Below are 24,076 nucleotides of genomic sequence, written 5' to 3' on the forward strand. Positions count from 1 at the left end.
TTATTCAACAATATCGATAATCAAGTCCATGTGGTTACATTTTTCTGGAGCAATAACTGTAGCTGAGTTAATCATCTCCATAGCATTTTTGATTTTGCTCTCATCATTTGCATGGATATAGCAGATAGGCTCGCCCTTTTTGATTTCATCCCCAACCTTTTTGTTGAGAACAATACCAACAGCCATATCGATGACATCTTCGAATGTCTCGCGACCTCCGCCAAGAGACATAGAAGCAAGACCAAATGCCTCTGCTTTCAATGCGTGAACATATCCATCAGACTGAGCCTCAACTGGCACTACATATTTAGCAGGCTCAAATTTACTAATATCAGTTGCAAAGCTTGAATCGCCACCTTGTGCCTGAATGAACTCAACAAATTTGTTAAATGCACTACCATCTGCTACTGCATTTTCCATAAGCTTTCTAGCTTTAGCTTTATCAGTCTCAATTTCTGAGAAAACAATCATCTGAGAACCAAGCTCATAAACAACTTCCATTAAGTCCTCTGGACCATTTCCCTTTAAGGCATTGATTGCTTCAATAACTTCGAGATTGTTTCCTACTGCAAAACCAAGTGGCTCATCCATATTTGTAAGAACTGCAGCGATTTTCTTGTCTGCGCGCTTACCAATATCAACCATAGATTTTGCAAGCTCTAATGCCTTTTCCTTTGTCTTCATGAAGGCGCCATCGCCAACTGTAACATCAAGAACGATAGCATCTGTACCGGCAGCAAGCTTTTTAGACATGATAGAACCTGTGATAAGAGAAATCTCATCAACTGTGGCTGTAACATCTCTAAGCGCATAAAGCTTTTTATCTGCAGGAGCAAGATTTTTAGACTGACCAGTAACAGCTATTTTTATATTGTTTACCTGATTAATAAAGGCCTCCTCAGAAAGAGCTCCATTGAATCCAGGAAAAGCTTCAAGCTTATCGATTGTGCCACCAGTATGGCCAAGGCCTCTACCACTCATCTTTGCAACAGGCACACCAATAGATGCTATGATTGGGCCAAGGACAAGTGTAACCTTATCGCCAACACCACCTGTAGAGTGTTTATCAATTTTAACACCGTCGATTGAAGACAAATCAAGAATATCGCCAGAATCACGCATAGCCATAGTAAGATCATAGCGTTCTCTAACATTCATGCCTCTAAAATAGATAGCCATAAGAAGTGCAGAAATCTGATAATCAGGTATCTCACCATTTGTATATCCATTAACAATATGATAAATCTCCTGGGTAGAAAGCTCCTCTCCAAGTTTCTTTTTTTCAATTAAGTCGTACATTCTCATAGTTACAAAACCCCTTATATTTATTGCCTATTTGTGATAAGGCTCGTTATTCATAATTCGCATTCCCCGATATATCTGCTCAAGTAAAACCACGCGCATTAATTGGTGAGGGAAAGTCATCTCAGAAAAAGAAATTTGATAATCACTACGCTTCATAACTTCATCAGAAAGCCCCAAAGAGCCACCTATAACGAAAGCTATACTGCTGTGTCCAGAGATTCCAAGATTCTCTATATATTTAGAAAAAGCAACAGAATCCAGTTGCTTTCCAAGTATTGCAAGAGCTATAACAAAATCTTTTTCTTTAATGTGCTTTAAAATTCTTTCGCCTTCTTTGGATTTTACAAGTGATATTTCAGTATCAGATGCATTCTCTGATGTCTTTTCATCAGAGACCTCTATTATCTCTAAATTGCAGTATTTCGAGAGCCTCTTTGAGTACTCTGAAATTGCATCTCTAAAGAATTTTTCTTTGATTTTACCTACGCATAGAATTTTAACATTCATAGGTTATATTTTAGCCCATTTGAATGATTTAGACAACATAAAAGACACGCCTGCGGTGACGTGTCTTTCAAAGGGAGAATAATGTTATGAAAAATGTATCTCTTAATGAGATGATGTAATGATACTAATTAATTATGTAAAAAATTCGGAAATCTTGTGAACATTCTGTTAAACATAAATTAGTTAGTAACATCAATTGTCACATCCTCTCCCGTACTTTCTTCTGGTTCCTCAACTTCTGGGTAAGTAATAGTGTATGTAGCACTAACAATATCAGAGTATTCGCCTGCATCATTTTGTGCTACAGCCTTTATCTCAGTAGTACCTTCAGTCAAAGGTATTGGTTTAGTGTATTGTTTGCCTGTTGTAATTGGGCTTTTACCATTCAAGGTGTAAAAGATTTTATAATCTCCGCTAACGGTAATCTGGATAAGAAGATCCTCTTCATAATTGCCTCCAGCTAAGTTGAATGTAGGTGCTGAAAGAAAATATGAATTAATCATCTCTGTAATTTCATCATTAGGTGATGTTTCCAGCAAAGCTGAAATTCCATCCATATCACCATTTGCGTATAAAGCATTGAGAAGATATGTATATATCTTTTTATTGGTAGGATCGTTATCCAGTGCAAGATAAAGCATCTCTATAGCGTCATCATAATCCTTAACCATGTAATACATACGCCCCAAACCATAAATAACCTCGAATGATGTAGGGTCGATTTCATATGCCTCTTCATAGTAACCTAAAGCCTTTGCATATTGCTCATTAGATTCTGCATCCACTGCTTGATTCATAATATTGTCATAAGTATGCGTACCCATGTAAGGAATAAACATACAAACACCTATTATGGCAACAAGCAAGCACGCTACCAAAAGAAAAGCCTTTATCTTTTTTGTAAAAACTTTCGGCTCCGACTTTGCTTGCTGCTGAGGCTTTGATGGTGTGTTTGTAGCAGGTGCTTCCTCTTGAATCTGATAAACACCTGTAGCAAACTTTTCATCCTTTGATTTATTTTTATCTTCTACAACTTTTGAAAGTAATTCTTCTTCTAAAACATTGTAATCAGGCACAAGCTGAATAGACTCCCCACATGATGGGCAGTACATAAGACCATTTTCAATTTCAGCTCCACATTTTTTACATTTCATTTTAGAACAATCCTGTAATTACTCCATCGTCAGTAACATCGATATTGTTGGCTGCTGGCTGCTTTGGAAGGCCTGGCATTGTCATAATGCTTCCTGTTACAGCAACTACAAAACCTGCGCCAGCTGAAGCATATACTTCGCGAACATTTAAAGTGAAATCTGTTGGACGGCCAAGCTTAGTAGCATCATCAGATAATGAATACTGAGTCTTTGCCATACATACTGGGAAATCTCCCATTCCAAGTTCTTCTATTCTCTTTAATTCGCGTTCAGCTGCAGCTGAGTATGCCACATCCTTTGCGCCGTAAATCTCTGTTGCAACGGTTTTAATTTTATCTTTAAGCGAAAGTGAATCATCGTAAAGTGGCTTGAAATTGCTTTCTTTATTTTCTAGAACATAAAGAACCTTCTTTGCAAGCTCTACGCCGCCTTGTCCACCTTTCTCCCAAACCTCAGAAAGAGCAAATTCACATCCACGAGACTCGCAAAATTCTCTAACGAAGTTAGTTTCTGCTTCTGTATCAGTAATAAATGAGTTAAGAGTAACTACTACTGGTACATTATATTTCTGAAGGTTTTCAATATGCTTTTCAAGGTTAACAATACCCTTCTTTAAAGCATCTAAGTTTTCTGTAGTAAGCTCTGTTTTAGGAACACCACCATTATATTTTAAAGCACGAACAGTTGCTACTAAAACAACAGCATCAGGCTTCAAACCTGCCATTCTACATTTAATATCAAAGAACTTTTCAGCACCAAGATCAGCACCGAAACCAGCCTCTGTAATTGTGATATCCGCAAGCTTCATTGAAGCCTTAGTAGCTCTAACAGAGTTGCATCCATGTGCAATATTTGCAAATGGGCCACCATGAACTATAGCTGGTGTGTGCTCAAGTGTCTGAATCATATTTGGCTTTAAGGCATCCTTAAGCAAAGCTGCCATAGCACCTGTAGCCTGTAAATCATTAGCAGTAACAGGCTTTCCGTCAAAACTATAAGCAACAATGATTCTTCCAAGTCGCTCTTTCAAATCTTTCATGTCGTTTGCAAGGCAAAGAATAGCCATGATTTCAGAGGCTACTGTAATAACAAAATGATCCTCTCGAACCATTCCGTCAGCCTTTGCTCCAAGACCTACGACAATATTTCTAAGGGCTCTGTCATTCATATCAAGACATCGCTTCCATACAATCTGTCTAGGATCAATTCCTAGTGAATTACCCTGCTGAATGTGATTATCAAGCATAGCTGCAAGCAAATTATTTGCAGATGTTATAGCATGAAAATCACCAGTAAAGTGAAGGTTCAAGTCTTCCATTGGAACAACCTGAGCATATCCACCACCTGCGGCACCACCTTTGATACCAAAGCAAGGTCCAAGTGAAGGCTCTCTAAGGGCAAGACATGCCTTCTTACCAAGGACTCCCATTGCCTCACCTAAACCAACAGAAGTTGTTGTTTTGCCTTCTCCAGCTGGTGTTGGATTGATTGCAGTTACAAGCACAAGCTTGCCGTCTTTATTACCCTGAATTTCGGATAACAATTCATCGGATAATTTAGCCTTATATTTTCCATAAAACTCTAAATCATCCTCCCTAATATCAAGTGAAGCTGCTACCTCCTTGATATTGACCATTTGTGCTTCCTGAGCGATTTGAATGTCTGACTTCATTTGAAATGACTCCCTTTTAATTTGCTTTTATTAGTTCTTCAAACTCTGAAATGGACATGCGTATTTCTCTAGGTTTAGTACCCATTTCAGGACCAACAACGCCTGCTTCCGCAAGCTGATCCATGATACGTGCCGCCCTATTAAAGCCTATCCTAAAGTTTCTTTGAAGATAGCCAATAGAACCCTTTTGATTTTCTATAACAAGACGACCTGCTTCATTGAATAGTTGATCTCTAGAATTGTCAGGTTCTCCAGAGATTGACACTGAACCAGATCCAGTCTCAGAGTTTTGAATTTGAGCCTCTATATTCGAATCGTATTCTGCATTTTCGTTATTATTTTTAAGGAAATCCACTACTGCACTAACTTCATCATCACTGACAAAGGCACCCTGTACACGAATAGGCTTAGAAAGATTTTGTGGAGCATAAAGCATATCACCATTTCCAAGCAAATCCTCAGCACCATTCATATCAAGAATAACTCGTGAATCTGTTCCAGATGAAACAGAGAAAGCAATTCTTGAAGGAACATTGGCCTTGATAAGACCAGTAATAACATTAACAGTAGGCTTCTGTGTAGCGATAATCAAGTGAATACCTGCTGCTCTGGCAAGCTGAGCCAATCTAACAATTGAATCTTCTACATCAGCTGCGGCAACCATCATAAGGTCCGCAACCTCATCCAGAATAATAACAAGCTGTGACATTCTCACACGCTTTTCCTCTGGTATAGACTCAGGCAAAGCATCAGAATCAACTTTTTCATTGAATCCTTCGATATTACGCACTCCTGCCGCTGCCAAAAGCTCGTATCTATCTGTCATTTCCTTTACAGCCCAATGAAGAGCTCCTGCCGCCTTTTTAGCGTCAGTAATAACAGGTAAAAGAAGGTGAGGAATTCCATTGTATACAGAAAGCTCTACCATCTTTGGATCAACCATTATCATCTTAACCTCATCAGGTGTGGCATGATAAAGAATACTCATGATGATAGTATTGATACATACTGATTTACCAGAACCTGTAGCACCTGCAATAAGAAGGTGAGGCATCTTTTCAATATTTCCAACAACTACGCTACCTGAAATATCCTTTCCAACGCAGAAGGAAATCTTTGACTTAGCATTCTTGAATTCTTTCGAAGATACAAGCTCTTTGAAAGAAACCATTGTCTTTTCTTTATTTGGAACCTCAATACCAATAGCAGATTTGCCAGGAATTGGGGCTTCTATACGAACGTCGGTAACAGCCATATTAAGCTTAATATCATCAGAAAGGTTTACAACCTTTGATACTCTAGTACCCTCTGCGATTTCAAGCTCATAGCGAGTGACTGATGGTCCCAAAGTAACCTCAGTAACATTAGCCTGAACACCAAAATTACCAAGAGTACGCTGTAGCTTTCCAGCCATCTCCTGAAGATACTCTCTAGAATCTCCTGCACCCTTTTTAGCGTCCTTAAGTAATGAAATTGGTGGAAGCTTAAATGGCTTCTTAGGTTTCTTTTTATCTGATTCAATAGAAGCTCTAAGAGACTCTGAAGAATCTTCGATTTCTGCCTGAGTAGAAGCCGATGGCTTAGGCTTTCTCGTAGAAGTCACTGGTTCCACAACTGCTTCTGGCTCTGGTGTAGGCTCTGGAGCAGGTGTAGGAGCTGGAGTATTAATAACAGGCTCCACTGGCTTAGGTGCAACAGCAACCTTTGGCTCAACCACTACTGGCTGCTCAGGCTCAATAAATGTAGCTGTTTCGTTTGTAGCCACAAGAGGTGTAACATTCTTGAAAGAATGTGTACTCTTAGACTTTTTATCTCCGGAACGAAGGCGATGCCTGCTTGTATTTGTAATTTCTACATCAGACTCTCCTTCAGCCATGTTTATCTTGATTTCGTTAACACCATCAGCAGACAATGATGCTTCTGAGAAATCTGGCATAAGTGTTGTGTTTGTAGTAACGCCGGAATGCTTTCTTTCTCTTCTTGAACCACCCTTTTGATTCATCTGCTCAAGCTCGAGAGCTTTTTCCTCGTTAATTTTATCAATAATAGCCTGACGGTCAGAATTATATCTAGTCTGATTTGCTTCACGCTCCATAAGCTGACGTTCTCTTCTAGCACGTCTTTTAGCAGCTGCCCTATCAGCATGATATCTAGATGATTGCTGCACTCTATCGAAAGCGAAACGCTCAATAATGATGATTGTAGAAACAACCATCGCAATAATGTCTATTAAGTAAGCTCCAAACAAACCGAAGCTATCATATATTCCAAAAACGATGGCGCCACCTAAAAGGCCACCACCATTGTGGTTATCCCTTGAATATTCAAATGTAGAAAGTGGCCCTAATACATCCTGCCCATGGATGATAAGCTCCACAAATACGCTAATAAATATAAGGAGAACAGAGCCAGCAATTACTTTTGCCACTGCCACCTTATTACCATAATTAGAAATAATGAAAAATGCAGAAAAAGCAACCATAAAAGGCAAGATAAACTGAATAATGCCAAAAATACCAAATAAGAAATCGGCAATGGCATTACCTACAACTCCGCCAAGCCCAAAATTGCTAATGCAAAGCAAAATGCACAGCACTAAAGACCCCCAAAGGATAATTTCCTTTGAAGAATCCTCGAAAAATGGGTCCTCAAATTCAACCTCCATAGAAGCCTTTTTAGCTCTTGTGGAAGTAGATTTGTTGTTGCTTTTTTTAGTAGTGTTTCTGCGGGAATTATTTGATTTTCTTTTAGAATTATTCGTCCCTTTTGTTGCCAATATATAACCTCTTACAATCAAAAGAGAATAGTCAAGCTATTCTCTTTTGTAAATTACTATTTGTTAACCTATCAAATAGTTGTAAATATTTTCGTATTTTTCTTTTTGTACAGCCCAAGAATAGTTCTTGTTCATGCCACGCTCAACCATTTTATTCCACTGAGTCTTTTTATCGAAAAATACAAACTTACTGTAATTTACAGTGTTAAGAAGCTCATCACCGTTGTAATTTGCAAATGAGAAGCCATCTCCTGTCTTTTTGTACTCATCAAAAGCTTCAACTGTATCGCTAAGACCACCAGTCTCACGAACAATTGGAACTGTTCCGTATCTAAATGAAATAAGCTGTGTCAAGCCACATGGCTCGAATCTTGAAGGCATCAAAAATGCGTCCGCTGCCGCATAAAGCTTGTGAGCAAGATTGTCGTCATAACAAATGTTAGCAGAAATCTTCTCTGGATACTTCCATGCATAATGCCTGAACATATTCTCGTACTTTGACTCGCCTGTTCCAATAACAACAAGCTGAGTAAAATCATCAACTATTCCTTCAATGCAATAATTGATAAGATCAAGGCCTTTTTGATCTGTAAGTCTAGAAATAAGGCCGATCATATATTTCTTAGGGTCAACCTCAAGACCTAAATCAGCCTGAAGCTTTGCCTTATTAACCTTTTTGTTTTTACGGAATGTAGAAACATCAAAGTTTTTGTAGATTTTAGAGTCCTTAGCAGGATCATATACATCGTTATCAATACCATTAACAATGCCCTGCATGTCGTAATGGCGAGCACGAAGCAAGCCATCTAGCCCCTCTCCATAGTATGGAGTCTGAATCTCGTCACAGTAGGTTGCAGAAACTGTTGTGATATAGTCTGCATAAACAAGACCACCTTTAAGCATATTTCCGCATTTTTTGTATTCAAGCTTATCTGGAGTAAATAAATTCATAGACAAGCCCGAAATACCAGCTACTGTCTTAGTGTCCCACATACCCTGGAACTTAAGATTGTGAATAGTCATGACTGATTTCATTCCCCAGAAGAACTGGTCTCCCTGGAAATCATTCTTTAAATAAACAGGAATAAAACCAGTCTGCCAATCATGACAATGAATAAGATTTGGCTGGAATCCGATAAGTGGAAGCATTGATAAAACAGCCTTATCAAAGAATATAAACTTTTCAAGATCCCATCTATCCTCAGAATAAGGATAGAAACAATCGAAATAATCATGATTATCGATGAAGTAGTAAGTAACCCCATCTAACTCATATTCAAAAACGCCAACATATCTAGTACCTACAAGTGGTCCCATGTTCATTTGGAAGCTAGTTAAAAACTTGAAGTCCTTCTTATATTTCTCTGGAATAAATGTGTAGTATGGCAAAACCACCCTTACATCAAAGTACTCCTTTGAGAATTCCTTAGGAAGTGCTCCACAAACATCTGCCAATCCGCCGGTTTTGACAAATGGTACGCACTCGCTGGCAGCGAAAAGTATCTTATTCATAATTATAAACCCCTCAATTTTTATTTATTCATTCCAGTTGTGATATACGTTCTGAACATCATCGTCATCATCAAGAAGATCAAGAATCTTGTTGATTTTGTAGAGATCCTGCTCATCTGTAAGATCAACGTATGTCTGAGGAATCATTGTAACCTCAGCATCAGCCATAGGAATGTTTTCAGCCTCAAGAGCTTCTCTAACTGCTGAGAAATCCTCTGGAGCTGTATAGATTTCGAAGCAATCCTCTTCCTCAGAGAAATCTTCTGCACCTGCATCAAGTGCAATCATCATAAGATCATCAGCTTCCATAGAGCAATCCTCTTTAGAAACGATAATCTGACCCTTATTATCAAACATGAAAGATACGCAACCTGGTGTACCGATGCTTCCGCCGCCCTTTGTAAATGCTGAACGAACGTTAGCAGCTGTACGGTTACGGTTGTCTGTAAGGCAATCAACGATAATAGCTGTACCGTTAGGACCATATCCTTCGTATGTAACAGACTCGTAATTTACAGCATCTGCGTTACCAGCAGCCTTCTTGATACCATTTTCAATTGTTGCATTTGGTACGTTGTTAGCCTTAGCCTTAGCGATAACATCACGAAGCTTAGAATTATTATTAGGGTCTGGGCCGCCTTCCTTAACTGCTACAGCGATCTCACGACCAATTATTGTAAAAATCTTACCCTTTGCAGCATCATTCTTTTCTTTTTTGTGCTTAATATTTGCGAACTTTGAATGTCCTGACATAAAATTATTTACCTCTTTTCTATTCTAAATCTCAAAAAATTATAACAAATCACGGCCTTTTATTCAACGTGCCTTTTGCGTCTAACATATACGCTATCTATGACTTTATCGGATACATTTTTAATATAAAAAACGTAATTATCATCCTCCAAAGTAAAGGAACTACCGTCTTCTGGAATCTTGCCATTTAATGAAATTAAGTATCCATTGAGAGTTTCATAATCATCAGATAACTTTGTACCAAGAATTTCTTCAACCTCTTCAAGAGAAGTTCCTCCATCCATCACAAAAGAATCCTCTGTCTTAACCTCTATAGAGTTTTCTTCCTCATCATGCTCATCCTCAATATTTCCAACGATTTCCTCAAGAATATCCTCCATGGAAAGTAAGCCGGAAACCTGTCCATATTCGTCAACTACGATAACCATATGGCGCTTTTTGGACTGCATCTTAGCAAATAAAGTATTGATTCCATGTGTTTCTGGAACGAACTCAGCCACTGACATAAGTTCATGTAAATCCTTAACTTTCACATTATCAATATCCTTATCATAGTATGTGAGTAGATCCTTTATATGTAAAATGCCAATGATATTGTCTAAATCCTCAATATAAACCGGATAACGGCTCATATTATTCTCATTTATAAAATTTATAGCCTCTCGCAAGGTACTATCACCGTTCACCGCAACGATGCTTTTTCGATGAGTCATGATATCCTTTGCATCGGTATCAGAAAACTCAAAGATATTCTGTATCATAGCTGCTTCGGAGGCCAAAATATTGCCATCCTCGTGCCCCTCATTTACAAGAGAAATAACATCTTCCTCGGTAATATTTTCTTGCTTAGACCTTCTGTACAAAATAATTAGCCCTATTGCTTCAATAACAACAATAGCCAATAAAAAAATAATTAAATAGGGATTGGACCCGTCTTCCATAAATACTCCTTTCTCGAAATACGTAAATTATCACACTAATAATGATACCATATATATAAGAAAAAGACTAAACATTATAGTGTTTAGTCTTTTAAAAAACAGTGAATTCTATTCGTCTGCGGAAGACTCTGCTTCCTCTGTATCTTCTTTAGATTCTTTGGAAACGGCATCCAAATCAACTTCTTCAAGCTGGATATCAGATAAATCTGTTTTGTCGTTATCATCCTGCTTGTCAGCAGGTGTTTTAACAGGATTGCCCTTGTCATCGATTGTTCCGATATAGAAATCTCCATTCTGCATATCAAACAGATTTAGTACTTCCATACCAAAAACATCATGCATATATGAATAAATCTCTTTATTGTTAATCTCACGATTATGCTTACGAATAACGTTTTTCTTAAGCTGAACCCTGACATCCTTAATCCAGTTAGTGATTTCCTCGGCTTCTGTAGAATTAGTGCGAAGTTTGTCATAGCAATAATCCATAGTAGCCAACATCAATTCTCGATTAACATCATCTGTCTGCTGTGGAAGCTCGCTAAGCTCGTCTTCATTTGACTGAATACGTTCTTTGCATTCTTCCAAAAGTCTTTTATCATCATCCAACTTCTTAGAAACTAAATCTGAAGTTCCTTCCATATTGGACATGACTGAAGCCATCAAGTTTTCTTTGACCTTCTTAAGATCCTTAAGTTCCTTTTTAAGCTCAGCCTCACGTTTCAGTAAGTCATTTTCCTGCTTTTCAAGCTCTTTAACCTGTTCTGGCTTTCCACCTAAAGCAAAAAGTCTATGCCATTTCTGATCCAAAATAAGCATAGGGACCTTGATTTTGGAAATGGCAGTTGTAAAATCCCTGTCCGCCATATACATTCACCTACTTCTGTTGAGTAATGTTATAAGAAAGTTGCATCAAACTATCTGATAAATGAACATTCTCTATAATAACATCAGGAATATCATCTAAATCAACGTGAGCAAAGTTCCAAATTGCATGAACACCAAGAGAAACAAGCTTTAAAGCTGTAGATCTGGCGTTTGACTTTGGCAATGTCAAAGCTGCAATCTCAACATCATTATGCTTAATGAATTCTGGAAGCTCATCAAGCATCTGAACAGGAATGTCTCTAACCAACTTTCCTTTAAGCTCAGGATTAACATCGAATAATCCAATAATTTTGAAGCCTACACGCTCAAATTTAACATAACCTGCAATAGCCTGGCCTAAGTTACCAGCGCCAATAACGATAACATTATGTGTTTCGTTAACTCCCAAGATATTTCCGATTTCATCATGTAAATATGCAACATTATATCCATAACCCTGCTGGCCAAAACCACCAAAGTTGTTAAGATCCTGTCTAATCTGAGATGCTGTAACATGCATTCTCTTACTTAAATCATTTGATGAAATTCTTTCAACACCATCGTCTAAAAGTTCGCCCAAATATCTGTAGTACCTAGGAAGTCTTCTGATGACTGCTTGTGAAATCTGTTTATCCAAACCATATACCTCCTAATTACAATTTTCAATCTTAATTATAAAATCACACAAAAACTATGTCAAGATTTTAACAAAGACTTAATAAATGCTTAAGATAAACTTAACTCCTCCCACTGAGAATATAAATCTTCCAATTTTGAATCTATTTCATTCTGTTCTGCAGTTAATTCGTTGAGCTTTGCAGAATTTGTCATATTCTCTGGCTTTAAGAATTCGTCTTGAATCTTTGCCTTTTTTTCTTCTAGTTTTTCTATCTCTTCTTCGATTTTTGAGATTTTGTTTTGAAGCTTTCTCTTTTCTGCCTCAATTCTCTTTTGTTCTTTAAAATCAAGCTTTGCAGCTGTAGCGTTAGAATCAGCTACAGATTCCTGGGTTGAAACAACATTTGCTGCAGAAAGTTGTTCCTTCTTTGCAATATAATCATCGTAATTGCCAAGGTACTTTGTAAAATGACCATCTGAAAGTTCAAGAATCATATTTGCAGTACGGTTAACAAAATATCTATCGTGACTTACATAAAGCAAAGTTCCATCATATTCGTTAAGTGCTTCCTCAAGCATTTCTTTCGAATCCATATCAAGATGGTTTGTAGGCTCATCAAGGATTAAAAGATTAGACTTAGAAAGCATAAGCTTTGCAAGAGAAACACGTCCGCGCTCTCCACCGGATAACTCGCTAATGCGTTTAAAAACATCATCCTCTGTAAACATAAATGCAGCTAATGTGTTTCTAACCTGAGTCTCTGTAAGATATGGGTAAGCATCATGAAGCTCACTGAAGATAGTGTTTGACTCAGTAAGCCCTTGCTGCTCCTGGTCATAATATCCAACAGTGACATTTGCCCCAAAGCGAATCTCTCCTGATTCAAAATCTGTAAGACCATTGATACACTTAAGGATTGTAGTCTTTCCTGTACCATTATCGCCTAAAATAGCAATTCTATCCCCTTTATGAACCTCAAAGGATAAGTCTGAAAAGATATTTTTATCATCATATGATTTTGTCACATGAGAAAAATCTAAAACATCCTTGCCACTTTCCTTTTCAACCTCAAGGGTAAGTCTCATTCTAGGCATATCCTTATCAGGAGCATCCATAATATCAATCTTATCAAGCATTTTCTTTCTGCTTTCTGCTCTTTTTATGGATTTTTCCCTGTTGAAGGATTGAAGCTTTTCTATAACAGCTTTCTGGTGTTCTATTTCCTTTTGCTGCTTTTCATAGCTGCGCTCATATGTGAGCTGATATAAAGCCTTTTGCTCAGAAAAAGCTGTATAATTTCCTGTATATACACTAGTGCGTCCGTAGGATAAATCAACAACATGATCTACAATTCTATCAAGGAAATATCGATCATGAGCAACAATTACAACTGCGCCTTTATATGAAGATAAATATCCTTCCAACCACACGATTGAATTCAAATCCAAATGGTTTATAGGCTCGTCTAATAAGAGCAAATCTGGCGATGATGCAAGAAGACGTCCCAAACTAACTCGCGTCTTCTGACCACCAGAAAGCTCATTCATGCTTTTATTTAAATCATCCCCCTCAAAACCAAGGCCTTTCAATATGCCTACAGCTTCCGAACGGAATGTATATCCACCTAATAAATCAAATTGATGCTGTAACTTATGATAACTTTCCATAAAGGTCGCAGCATCTTTACTATCAAGGTTTGACATCTCCATTTCCATGTCTGAAAGACGTTTTTCCATGGAAAGCAAATCTTCACGTGCACTAAGTACTGTATCTAAAATGCTACTACCGAAAGAATCTTCCTGATACTGAGCTAAATAGCCCATAGTAGCATCTTTTTTAAGAGTAACTTCACCACTGTCCGCTGGTAAATCTCCAACTATTATTTTTAATAGGGTAGATTTTCCTGTTCCGTTGTTACCAACGATAGCTACTTTAGAACCCTCATCTACTGTAAAAGTGGCATCTTTTATAATGCCATCTTCACCAAATGATTTAAAAATATGCGAAACATTAAGTAACATAGTTTTTCCTTAAAAAATGCGCCTGACTAATGTCAGGCGCCAAATAAAATCTAATTTTACTGAACATCCTTAATAGAGAAGCTGATGCGTCCCATCTTGTCCTTGCCAAGGCATACAACCTTAACAGTATCACCAAGAGTAAGAACATCCTCTACTCTGTCAATTCTTTCCTTAGCAATCTTAGAAATGTGAACCATTCCTTCCTTGCCTGGAGCGAACTCGATAAATGCACCGAATTCCTTGATGCTTACAACCTTACCTGTGAGGATCTGACCCTGCTCGAAATCAGTAGTAATAATTTCGATCATTCTCTTAGCCTCGTCCATCTTTGCAGCATCTGTACCACAGATTGAAACGTTTCCGTCATCTGTAATATCAATCTTAACATCGCATCTTGCAATGATTTCGTTGATTGTCTTTCCACGCTGACCAACAACATCACCAATCTTCTCTGGATCAATTGAAAGCTGGATAATCTTTGGAGCATACTCGCCAACTTCCTTACGTGGCTCAGCGATTGCCTTGCTCATGCAGTTGTCCATGATGAAGAATCTAGCCTCACGGCAACGAGCGATAGCACCCTCAACGATTGGACGTGTAAGACCGTGAATCTTGATATCCATCTGGATAGCTGTGATACCTTCTTTTGTACCTGTAACCTTGAAGTCCATATCGCCGAAGAAATCTTCAAGACCCTGGATATCTGTAAGAAGAACGAAATCGTCATCTGTATCGCCTGTAACAAGACCACAAGAAATACCTGCAACCATAGCCTTGATAGGTACACCAGCTGCCATAAGTGACATACATGAAGCACATGTTGAAGCCATTGATGTAGAACCATTTGACTCGAATGTCTCAGATACAGCACGGATTGCATATGGGAATTCTTCTGGTGTAGGAAGTACTGGAAGAAGTGCTCTCTCTGCAAGTGCACCGTGTCCAATTTCTCTACGTCCTGGTCCTCTAGAAGGCTTTGTCTCACCTACTGAGTATGCAGGGAAGTTATAGTGATGCATGTATCTCTTCTCAGTAACGAAAGCATCAAGACCGTCGATCTTCTGAGCCTCTGAAAGAGGAGCAAGAGTTACAACATCGCAAATCTGTGTTTGCCCACGAGTGAACATAGATGAACCATGAACACGTGGAATAATATCTACTTCTGCAGCAAGTGGACGAATCTGTGTGATCTCACGACCATCTGGACGCTTGTGATCCTTAAGAATCATCTTACGTACTGTCTTTTTCTCGTACTGGTAAATTGCCTCACCAAGAACAGCAAGCCATTCTTCGTTATCAGCAAATGCTTCTTCAAGACGCTCAGTAATCTGACGGATATTCTCCTCACGAACCTGCTTCTCGTCTGTGAATACAGCACCTTCCATCTCCTCAGGAGTAACGATTTCCTTCATCTTTGTGAAGAGCTCCTCAGGAATTGCGCATGATGTATACTCATGCTTTGGCTTACCGCATTCCTTAACCATCTCGTCGATGAATGCGATAACTGTCTGGTTAACATCATGACACTTGTAGATAGCTTCAATCATCTTGTCCTCTGGGATGATGTTTGCGCCAGCTTCGATCATGATAACCTTTTCTCTTGTAGAAGCAACTGTAAGCTTAAGGTCGCCCTTATCCCACTGCTCCTGTGAAGGGTTTACGATAAACTCTCCATCGATCATACCCATCTGTGTCATAGCGCAAGGGCCATCAAATGGGATATCTGAAATACATGTAGCAATAGCTGCACCGAGCATAGCAACAAGCTCAGGACGGCACTGTGGATCTACTGCCATAACCATGTTGTTAAGTGTTACGTCATTACGATAGTCCTTTGGGAAAAGTGGACGCATAGGTCTATCGATAACACGAGATGTAAGAACTGAGTTTTCAGATGCCTTACCCTCTCTCTTATTGAAACCACCAGGGATTTTACCAACAGCATATGTCTTTTCTTCAAACTCAACAGAGAGTGGGAAGAAATCGATACCATCCCTAGGCTTGTCTGATGCAGTTGCAGTTGAAAGAACTGTAGTCTCACCATACTGAATAAATGCTGCTCCATTAGCCTGTGCAGCAACTCTGCCGATATCAACACGAAGTGTTCTACCAGCCAAATCCATTGTAAATGTCTTCATGGTTTTCTCCTTCAAATATTTTATTATTTAAGCATCAACCCGAAACTACTGAAAACGAAGAGTTATACTCTCCTAATTCAGTGGCTTCGGATCTTGCTTGAAATCGAAAAAAAATAAGAAAATGAGCGGAGTAAGCAATACTCCGCTCTTATAGATTACTTTCTTAAGCCAAGACGCTCAATGATTGAACGATATCTCTCAATGTCAGTATTCTTAAGGTATGCAAGAAGGTTTCTTCTCTTACCAACCATCTTCATCATACCACGACGTGAATGATGGTCACCTGGGTTAGCCTTAAGGTGCTCTGTGAGCTCAGAAATACGAGCTGTAAGAACAGCGATCTGAACCTCTGGAGAACCTGTGTCACCAGCTGTTCTAGCATACTCATTGATAATTGCCTGCTTCTTCTCTTTTGTAATCATTTTAACTACCTCCTAAAAACTTTTAATATGCCGTAACTAAGGAAAAGGTCGGAGTGTCCAAAACCTGAGTTACAGTAAATTTAGTACCGATATATAATAACACAGCTATAAAAATATGTAAACTATGTATAAATAGGCTTTTTTAAACTGTTATTGTATTAAATCTTCGATTGCATATTTATTAACACCTGCTAATTTTCCACTATTTACATAAACAGTAGAAAAATCATAATTCAACGCAAAATAAATCTGTCCTGTTTCTTCATCAGTTTTACCTAACGAAATAAATGTTGAATAGCCGTTTGCATCCTTAATAATGTACACAGGTGAATCCTGATTCAGGCCGTATTCATCGCCATTTCCATCTTCATCATCATTGGCGATTATGTCTACAAATCTAACATCTGTAATATAATTCAACAGCTTTTCTATTCTATCTTCATTTATATCGATGCTAGGGTCATCTGTGTAAACCCAGTCGTCTCCATCTCTTTCAAAGGTCAATAGAATGTTATTGCTATCAGTCATCTGGAAGCTATAAACTTCTTCATTATCAAGTAATATAACATTATCGCCTTCATCTTCTATTTCGCTGGCTTCATCCAATACTTCCGCTTGTTCATCAGAGCCATCAAGGTTTTGTATCATTTTTGCTGGGTTTTTAGAATTAAAAGTAATAATCAAAACCACAATAAGCAAAACAATTGCCAGTGCAAGAAATATACCTTTATAATTCTTTGAAATAAACTTCTTCATCATTTCCTCCAAGAAAATATTCTTTATTTAGTATAACAAAAAAGTATTAACAAACAAAGAAGCCGGAGCCATAAGCTCCAGCTTCGAAATAATTATCTGTAGATGATATCGTCTCTTCCAGGACCATTTGAAACCATTGTGATTGGGAATCCAATTTCTTTCTCAATAAACTCAATGTAGTTTCTGCAGTTCTCTGGGAGATCTTCGTATTTCTTAATTCCACGAATATCTGTCTTCCATCCTGGAAGCGTCTTAAGTACTGGCTTAGCCTTTTCAAGCTTGCTAGTAACAGGGAAGTCTGTAGTAACCTCACCATCGATTTCATAGCCAACACATACAGGGATTTCATCAAGATATCCAAGTACATCAACAACTGTAAATGCTACATCTGTTGTACCCTGCATTCTACAGCCGTACTTTGAAGCAACACAGTCGAACCATCCCATACGACGTGGACGACCTGTAGTAGCACCGAACTCACCGCCATCACCACCACGACGTCTAAGCTCATCAGCTTCATCACCGAAGATTTCAGATACAAATGCACCTGCGCCTACTGCTGAAGAGTATGCCTTACATACTGTAACAACTTGCTTGAGCTCCTGTGCTGGAATACCAGCGCCGATGCAACCGTATGGAGCAAGTGTTGATGAAGATGTAACCATTGGGTAAATACCATGGTCTGGATCCTTCAAAGTACCAAGCTGGCCTTCAAGAAGGATAGTCTTATTCTCTTTAAGTGCGTTCCAAAGGAATGCTGATGTATCGCAAACATAAGGAGCAATCATATCGCGGTATTCGTGTAATGTCTCAAGGAGCTCCTCTGGATTAAGGAGTGGCTTGTGATATAAATGCTCAAGAAGAACATTCTTCTGATCACATGTACGAACAACCTTTTCCTTCAAAAGCTCATCATCAAAAAGCTCCTGAACCTGATAACCGATTTTTGCGTATTTATCTGAGTAGAAAGGAGCTATACCGCTCTTTGTTGAACCGAAAGAAGCCTTTCCAAGACGTTCTTCCTCGTATTGATCAAAAAGGATGTGATATGGCATAACAATCTGTGCTCTATCAGACACAAGAATGCGAGGTGCTGGTACTCCTTTCTCTACAATAGAGTTAATCTCTTTGATAAGGATAGGAATATTCAATGCGACGCCATTTCCAATGATGCTAGTGGTGTGATTATAGAATACACCTGAAGGTAATGTGTGAAGCGCGAACTTACCATAGTTGTTTACGATAGTGTGTCCTGCATTTGCACCACCCTGAAAACGAACAATGATATCAGCATTCGCTGCCATCATGTCTGTAATCTTTCCTTTGCCTTCATCGCCCCAATTGGCACCTACAACTGCTTTAACCATAACAATCCTCCTAAATTACAATTAAATTAATTTATATCAATCAATTTCTTAGTCACTGTACAAGCAAGTGCGCCTGGTCCAATGTGACATGAAACTGAAAGTGATAACGGATCTATCCAGATTTCTTTGCCTGGGAATTCAGCTTCTAATTCTTCTTTAAATTTTTCTGCGGCTTCCTGATTCTGTGTGTGAGCTATAGAAATCACAACATCATCAAGATTGTCTGTATGAAGGACATTTTGCATATCCTTTTTTAATGCTTCAATCATAGTCTGCTTTGCAGCCTTAACTGTACGAGCCATTGAATACTTATCAAGCTTCTCTCCGTAGATTGAAAGTACAGGCTTAATCTTTAACAGTGAACCGATTGCAGCAACTGCTGGAGTAAGTCTTCCGCCCTTTTTAAGGTATTCTAGTGTATCTACAGTAATGTAGATAGTAGATAAAGACTTTATTTCCATAAGAGCATCACAGATTTCCTGTGCACTCTTTCCCATATCGGCAAGCTTTTTAGCCTCAAGTGCTGAGAGCTTCTGTGTAACTGAGATACGCTGGTTATCTACAACTACAACCTTGCCATCGTAATCCTCTGCCAGCATCTTTGCTGTAGCGCAAGATGAAGATAAACCACTAGACATAGGAATATAAACTATTTCATCATACTCTTTAAGAAGCTTATCCCATGTATCCATAAGATTTCCTGTGATAGGCATTGAAGTAGTAATCTCGCCGCCCTGTGTAAGCTTCTCATAGAACTGTTCCTGAGTTAAATCGATATCCTCATAATATAACTCACCATCAATATAAAAAGGCATAGGTATAACAAAAACTCCATAGTCCTTGGCCTGTGCCTGTGTAATGCCACTATTGCTATCTGTAAGAATTGCAACTTTGCTCATAAATCACCTCAAAAAATACTCTGTGTTAAACAAAAACACCGAGACTTATAATACCATAAGAAATAAATAAATTAAACAAGTATTATTAAATAAAATAGACATTCCTGGCTATCTTCACATGTATTCGCATTTTGAATACTGATACTATTCTCATGACTAAACAATTATTCATAATTGAATCCCTTCGGGATTCTTTCTCGGAGCAAGCTCCTAAAATTATTCATAATAGTTTAGCCACTTCTTCAAGTTAATAAATAATAAAGAGTGACTCCTTTACAAATAAATTTGACAGGAGTCACTCTTATATTATTTATTCCTTGAGAATAGTATCTTTATTTTAGTACATTCCACCCATGCCAGCACCTGCAGCAGCGGCAGCTGCAGCATCAGCAGCAGGATCTTTAATATCTGCAACAACAGACTCTGTTGTAAGAAGTGTTGCAGCAACAGAAGCAGCATTCAAGAGAGCTGTTCTTGTAACCTTTACAGGATCAAGAATACCAGCCTTAACCATGTTTACATACTCTTCGTTGTAAGCATCGAAACCAATACCAACTTCTGACTCACGTACCTTGTTGATAATAACAGATCCCTCAAGACCTGCATTTGCAGCAATGTAGAATAATGGAGCTTCAAGAGCCTTAACGATAACGTTTGCACCTGTCTTCTCATCGCCAGAAAGTGTATCAGCAAGAGCTGCAACTTCCTTCTGAACGTGGATGTAAGCAGATCCACCACCCTGGATGATACCTTCCTCTACAGCAGCACGTGTAGCATTAAGAGCATCTTCCATGCGAAGCTTAGCTTCCTTCATTTCTGTTTCTGTAGCAGCACCTACACGGATAACTGCAACACCACCTGCAAGCTTAGCAAGTCTTTCCTGAAGCTTTTCTTTATCGAACTCTGATGTTGTCTCATCAATCTGTCCACGAATCTGAGAAACACGAGCCTCGATTGCAGCCTTATCACCAAGACCATCAACGATAACTGTGTTCTCCTTGTTAACCTTTACAGACTTAGCACGACCAAGCTGCTCAAGAGTTGCATCCTTAAGCTCAAGACCAACTTCCTCAGAAATTACCTGGCCACCTGTAAGGATTGCGATATCCTGAAGCATTTCCTTACGTCTGTCACCATATCCTGGAGCCTTAACAGCAACAACGTTGAATGTTCCACGAAGCTTGTTAAGAATAAGAGTTGTAAGAGCCTCGCCCTCGATATCCTCAGCAATGATAAGAAGTCTAGCACCTGACTGGACAACCTGCTCAAGAAGTGGAAGGAGTTCCTGAATGTTAGAAATCTTCTTGTCTGTAATAAGAATATATGGATCATCAAGGTTTGCTTCCATCTTGTCCATGTCTGTGCACATGTAAGCAGATATGTAACCTCTGTCAAACTGCATACCTTCTACAAGGTCAAGCTCTGTCTGCATTGTCTTTGATTCCTCGATTGTGATAACACCATCGTTAGAAACCTTTTCCATAGCATCAGCTACCATCTGACCTACTTCATCATCACCAGCTGAAATTGCAGCAACACGAGCGATCTGCTCCTTGCCATCTACAGCCTTAGACATTTCAAGAATAGCCTTAACAGCACAATCTGTAGCCTTCTTCATACCCTTTCTAAGAACGATTGGGTTTGCACCAGCAGCAAGGTTCTTCATACCTTCCTTTACCATAGCCTGTGCTAAAACTGTAGCTGTTGTAGTACCATCACCTGCTACATCGTTTGTCTTTGTAGCAACTTCCTTTACGAGCTGAGCACCCATGTTTTCGAATGCATCCTCAAGCTCAACATCCTTAGCGATTGTAACACCATCGTTAGTGATAAGTGGAGCACCGTAAGACTTTGCAAGAACAACGTTACGTCCCTTAGGTCCAATAGTAACTCTAACTGTATTTGCTAATTTATCTACGCCTGCCTCAAGAGCCTGTCTTGCTTCAGCGCCATACTTAATTTCTTTTGCCATAATAATCTACCTCTTTTCCTAAATATTATTCTACAACTGCAAGAATATCATTCTGACGAACGATAATGTACTCCTCGCCTTCAAGCTTAACTTCTGTACCAGCGTACTTTGAATATATAACCTTCTGACCTTCCTTAACCTGCATTGTGATTTCCTTACCGTCAACAATTCCGCCAGGGCCAACAGCTATAACCATAGCTTCCTGTGGCTTCTCCTGTGCTGCAGATGCAAGAATAATACCAGACTTTGTAGTCTCTTCTGCTTCGCACTGCTTTAATACAACGCGATCTGTTAATGGAACTAATTTCATTTTATATTACCTCCTAATTTAAGTATCAGATTCATTTATTAGCACTCCATTCAGTCGAGTGCTAACTACAAAGAGTATAATAGGATTCTCTCGAATCAGTTGCAAGCAATTATGGTTAGTAGTTTTCGAAAGAATCCTATAAAAAGCTCTTATTTTCTCTTTATTTCTCGTTTTTTCTCATTATTAAACTTTTAGGTAGCTTAGAAAGCAGAGAATGCTTAAGACTATCGCCACCTGCAGCCACAAGTTTGCCAAATACATCCAAAATCAAAGCCTGATTCTTCGGATCAAGAGTTTGTATCTCTTTTGTTAGCGACGCAATAGACCTGACTTTACTAGATGTAATCTGCGAAAGCCTTGTAGCCCCTGACGAGCTAATAAGCGATGAAAAGAAAACATCACCAAATGCCGCCCTGGTCTCATAATCAAACTGAACAGCCCATTTCTTGATGACTTCATCAATTAAAACTGAAGACGAGGCAACTGCATCTACCTGTTCAAATTTATTGCGTTTTATCTGCCAGCTCAATGGGTCATGCTGGTTAATCCCCTTTGCATCACTGACAACAACCTGCATCTTAGCCTCTGTATACATAAGCATTCCAATAATAGATTCTTCCGGAATAAACTTATGAACTCTATTAATCATAGCTTTATAAGCAGGCTTTTTGAGGACTTCCGGAATAAATCCAGGTCCATCAAAATTATACACTTCTAAGATACTATCCTGTATATGGCCCCTGCAGAATGTGCTTCCATAAACAGCAAAATTACCGCCCTTTGAATGGCCACCAATTCGAAGCTTTTTCATTGTCCTTGCAAAATTGGTATTGAGATAATCTGCCGCCTGAAGCTGACCGCCAGTGCCTTCAGAAAAGCACATGTTAAAATCTTCTTTCCACCCAACAAGTGTATCGTCAGTTCCTCTGAAAGCAACAAAAATAGTGCCATCAGGCAAATAAAAACTGCAAACAGCAAACTGAGTCTGTTTCCTAGCATCAACATCATTAACAAAACCTGCAAGCTTCATTCCACCAAATCTTTTAGAATTAGCCATTTTAGGCATAATAAAGGGAGCAAGCTTAGTCATAGCTGTTCTTGCCATCAAACCTTCTTCTGTGAATTTTTCAAAAAAATTTTTGTTGAGATCTTCTATTGAGATTTTTTCTTTAATGCCAGGACCAGGCACTAAACCATCAAAAGGTGTATACACCAGCTCACAAAGAGCCAGTGCATCCACCTCATTAAACGGATCTATATCGAAAGGGACATCCCCTCTCCAGTCAAGATAATCAAAGATGTTAGCCATACAACATACTATTCCTCAAATAAAGCATCTGAGCCAGCCTCAGGCTGCGACTTTGTTTCTTCAGTAAACTCAACAACAGGCTCTTCTTCAAAGATAGATTCATCTACTTTGTTTTTGCCTGAGATTGGAGAATCCTCCATGTTGCGATTAAAGTTTCTATTAGAATCCTTTTTATGATCCCTAAGGCCAATCACCATAAGTAACAAAGAAAATAGAGAAAATGATCCTACCACTACTAAGTAAGCGCATGCATAAACATTTCCATCAAAAATCTTGATAGGTGTTAATAGCAGGTAAATGCTTGCGGCAATTGTAGCTGCTCCGAGAATCAAGCTTAAGAACCAAGAGCCTCTTTGAATGTGGAACAATGCAAATGACTGCTGAAGCATAATTGCACCAAAGACCACGCCAATGAGACAAACAAGGGCATCAATAAATGCTGAAACAACATCCGCATTTACGATAAAAACTGCACCTATTACGACAAGGATGACACCCATTGTAAAACCATAGCTAGTGATTCTCGTAAATTCATGATTAAAGAAATATTTAATCATGTAGTACATTCCAAAACAAATAAATAAAATACCAAAACCTAAAATAGAGAATGAATATACCACTTTTGAAATAAACTCTACATTAAGTGTGAGCAAACAAATACCAACAGCCAGGTAAGCAATCGCTCCGATAATATTGGCAATCAAGCCTGCCTTTGAGTCCTTAATTTCTTCTTGTGTGTGAGCCATAGTCTCCTCCTTAGTATTGATTAAGTGATA

General features: G+C 38.7%; 20 protein-coding genes. All 20 read right to left on the reverse strand.

Annotated elements, in window-relative coordinates:
* Nucleotides 1-1,305: a pyrimidine-nucleoside phosphorylase gene (locus BM102_RS03640; RefSeq protein ID WP_090393987.1), complete on the reverse strand. Its 1,305-nt coding sequence runs from the start codon at nucleotides 1,303-1,305 to the stop codon at nucleotides 1-3.
* 27 nt (nucleotides 1,306-1,332) lie between these two features.
* Nucleotides 1,333-1,812 carry a 23S rRNA (pseudouridine(1915)-N(3))-methyltransferase RlmH gene (rlmH, locus tag BM102_RS03645; protein WP_044934340.1) on the reverse strand — a complete coding sequence of 160 codons (480 nt, stop codon included), beginning with the start codon at nucleotides 1,810-1,812 and terminating at the stop codon, nucleotides 1,333-1,335.
* Between the two features lie 179 nt (nucleotides 1,813-1,991).
* A complete protein-coding gene (locus BM102_RS03650; RefSeq protein WP_090479006.1) occupies nucleotides 1,992-2,966 on the reverse strand; it encodes a tetratricopeptide repeat protein in 975 nt (324 codons plus the stop codon).
* Nucleotide 2,967: 1 nt separating this feature from the next.
* The gene (locus BM102_RS03655; RefSeq protein WP_044934337.1) at nucleotides 2,968-4,638 is read right to left on the reverse strand and encodes a formate--tetrahydrofolate ligase; all 1,671 of its coding nucleotides are present in this window, start codon (nucleotides 4,636-4,638) and stop codon (nucleotides 2,968-2,970) included.
* A gap of 16 nt (nucleotides 4,639-4,654) precedes the next feature.
* Complete coding sequence (locus BM102_RS03660) at nucleotides 4,655-7,414, reverse strand: FtsK/SpoIIIE family DNA translocase (RefSeq protein ID WP_242942897.1); 2,760 nt, start codon at nucleotides 7,412-7,414, stop codon at nucleotides 4,655-4,657.
* A gap of 63 nt (nucleotides 7,415-7,477) precedes the next feature.
* Nucleotides 7,478-8,926, reverse strand: a complete 1,449-nt coding sequence (locus tag BM102_RS03665) for a glycogen synthase (RefSeq protein WP_044934336.1) — start codon at nucleotides 8,924-8,926, stop codon at nucleotides 7,478-7,480.
* Between the two features lie 24 nt (nucleotides 8,927-8,950).
* Nucleotides 8,951-9,679 carry a YebC/PmpR family DNA-binding transcriptional regulator gene (locus BM102_RS03670; RefSeq protein ID WP_033154067.1) on the reverse strand — a complete coding sequence of 243 codons (729 nt, stop codon included), beginning with the start codon at nucleotides 9,677-9,679 and terminating at the stop codon, nucleotides 8,951-8,953.
* A gap of 59 nt (nucleotides 9,680-9,738) precedes the next feature.
* Complete coding sequence (locus BM102_RS03675) at nucleotides 9,739-10,620, reverse strand: hemolysin family protein (RefSeq protein ID WP_033154066.1); 882 nt, start codon at nucleotides 10,618-10,620, stop codon at nucleotides 9,739-9,741.
* Nucleotides 10,621-10,728: 108 nt separating this feature from the next.
* On the reverse strand, nucleotides 10,729-11,487 hold the full coding sequence (locus BM102_RS03680; RefSeq protein WP_090479009.1) for a hypothetical protein: 759 nt from the start codon (nucleotides 11,485-11,487) through the stop codon (nucleotides 10,729-10,731).
* Nucleotides 11,488-11,497: 10 nt separating this feature from the next.
* Complete coding sequence (locus BM102_RS03685; protein WP_033154065.1) at nucleotides 11,498-12,124, reverse strand: redox-sensing transcriptional repressor Rex; 627 nt, start codon at nucleotides 12,122-12,124, stop codon at nucleotides 11,498-11,500.
* 89 nt (nucleotides 12,125-12,213) lie between these two features.
* Nucleotides 12,214-14,127: a ribosomal protection-like ABC-F family protein gene (gene abc-f, locus BM102_RS03690; RefSeq protein ID WP_090479012.1), complete on the reverse strand. Its 1,914-nt coding sequence runs from the start codon at nucleotides 14,125-14,127 to the stop codon at nucleotides 12,214-12,216.
* Between the two features lie 56 nt (nucleotides 14,128-14,183).
* Nucleotides 14,184-16,265 (reverse strand): polyribonucleotide nucleotidyltransferase, encoded by a 2,082-nt coding sequence (locus BM102_RS03695; RefSeq protein ID WP_090479015.1) that lies wholly within the window; start codon nucleotides 16,263-16,265, stop codon nucleotides 14,184-14,186.
* A 155-nt stretch (nucleotides 16,266-16,420) separates the two neighbouring features.
* Nucleotides 16,421-16,687, reverse strand: coding sequence for a 30S ribosomal protein S15 (gene rpsO, locus BM102_RS03700; protein WP_028247035.1), 267 nt, complete (start codon nucleotides 16,685-16,687; stop codon nucleotides 16,421-16,423).
* A gap of 150 nt (nucleotides 16,688-16,837) precedes the next feature.
* Nucleotides 16,838-17,443, reverse strand: coding sequence for a DUF4340 domain-containing protein (locus tag BM102_RS03705; RefSeq protein WP_177194888.1), 606 nt, complete (start codon nucleotides 17,441-17,443; stop codon nucleotides 16,838-16,840).
* A 92-nt stretch (nucleotides 17,444-17,535) separates the two neighbouring features.
* A complete protein-coding gene (locus BM102_RS03710; RefSeq protein WP_044934328.1) occupies nucleotides 17,536-18,810 on the reverse strand; it encodes an adenylosuccinate synthase in 1,275 nt (424 codons plus the stop codon).
* Nucleotides 18,811-18,836: 26 nt separating this feature from the next.
* On the reverse strand, nucleotides 18,837-19,709 hold the full coding sequence (locus BM102_RS03715) for a DegV family protein (RefSeq protein WP_044934325.1): 873 nt from the start codon (nucleotides 19,707-19,709) through the stop codon (nucleotides 18,837-18,839).
* 337 nt (nucleotides 19,710-20,046) lie between these two features.
* Nucleotides 20,047-21,681 carry a chaperonin GroEL gene (gene groL, locus BM102_RS03720; RefSeq protein ID WP_074790478.1) on the reverse strand — a complete coding sequence of 545 codons (1,635 nt, stop codon included), beginning with the start codon at nucleotides 21,679-21,681 and terminating at the stop codon, nucleotides 20,047-20,049.
* Between the two features lie 25 nt (nucleotides 21,682-21,706).
* Complete coding sequence (locus BM102_RS03725; protein ID WP_033154058.1) at nucleotides 21,707-21,991, reverse strand: co-chaperone GroES; 285 nt, start codon at nucleotides 21,989-21,991, stop codon at nucleotides 21,707-21,709.
* 160 nt (nucleotides 21,992-22,151) lie between these two features.
* Nucleotides 22,152-23,300: an Mbeg1-like protein gene (locus BM102_RS03730; RefSeq protein ID WP_090479019.1), complete on the reverse strand. Its 1,149-nt coding sequence runs from the start codon at nucleotides 23,298-23,300 to the stop codon at nucleotides 22,152-22,154.
* 8 nt (nucleotides 23,301-23,308) lie between these two features.
* Nucleotides 23,309-24,046, reverse strand: a complete 738-nt coding sequence (locus tag BM102_RS03735) for a DUF308 domain-containing protein (protein WP_090479022.1) — start codon at nucleotides 24,044-24,046, stop codon at nucleotides 23,309-23,311.
* Nucleotides 24,047-24,076: the final 30 nt, after the last annotated feature.

This window comes from Pseudobutyrivibrio sp. JW11 (assembly GCF_900115355.1).
Taxonomy (GTDB): domain Bacteria; phylum Bacillota; class Clostridia; order Lachnospirales; family Lachnospiraceae; genus Pseudobutyrivibrio; species Pseudobutyrivibrio ruminis.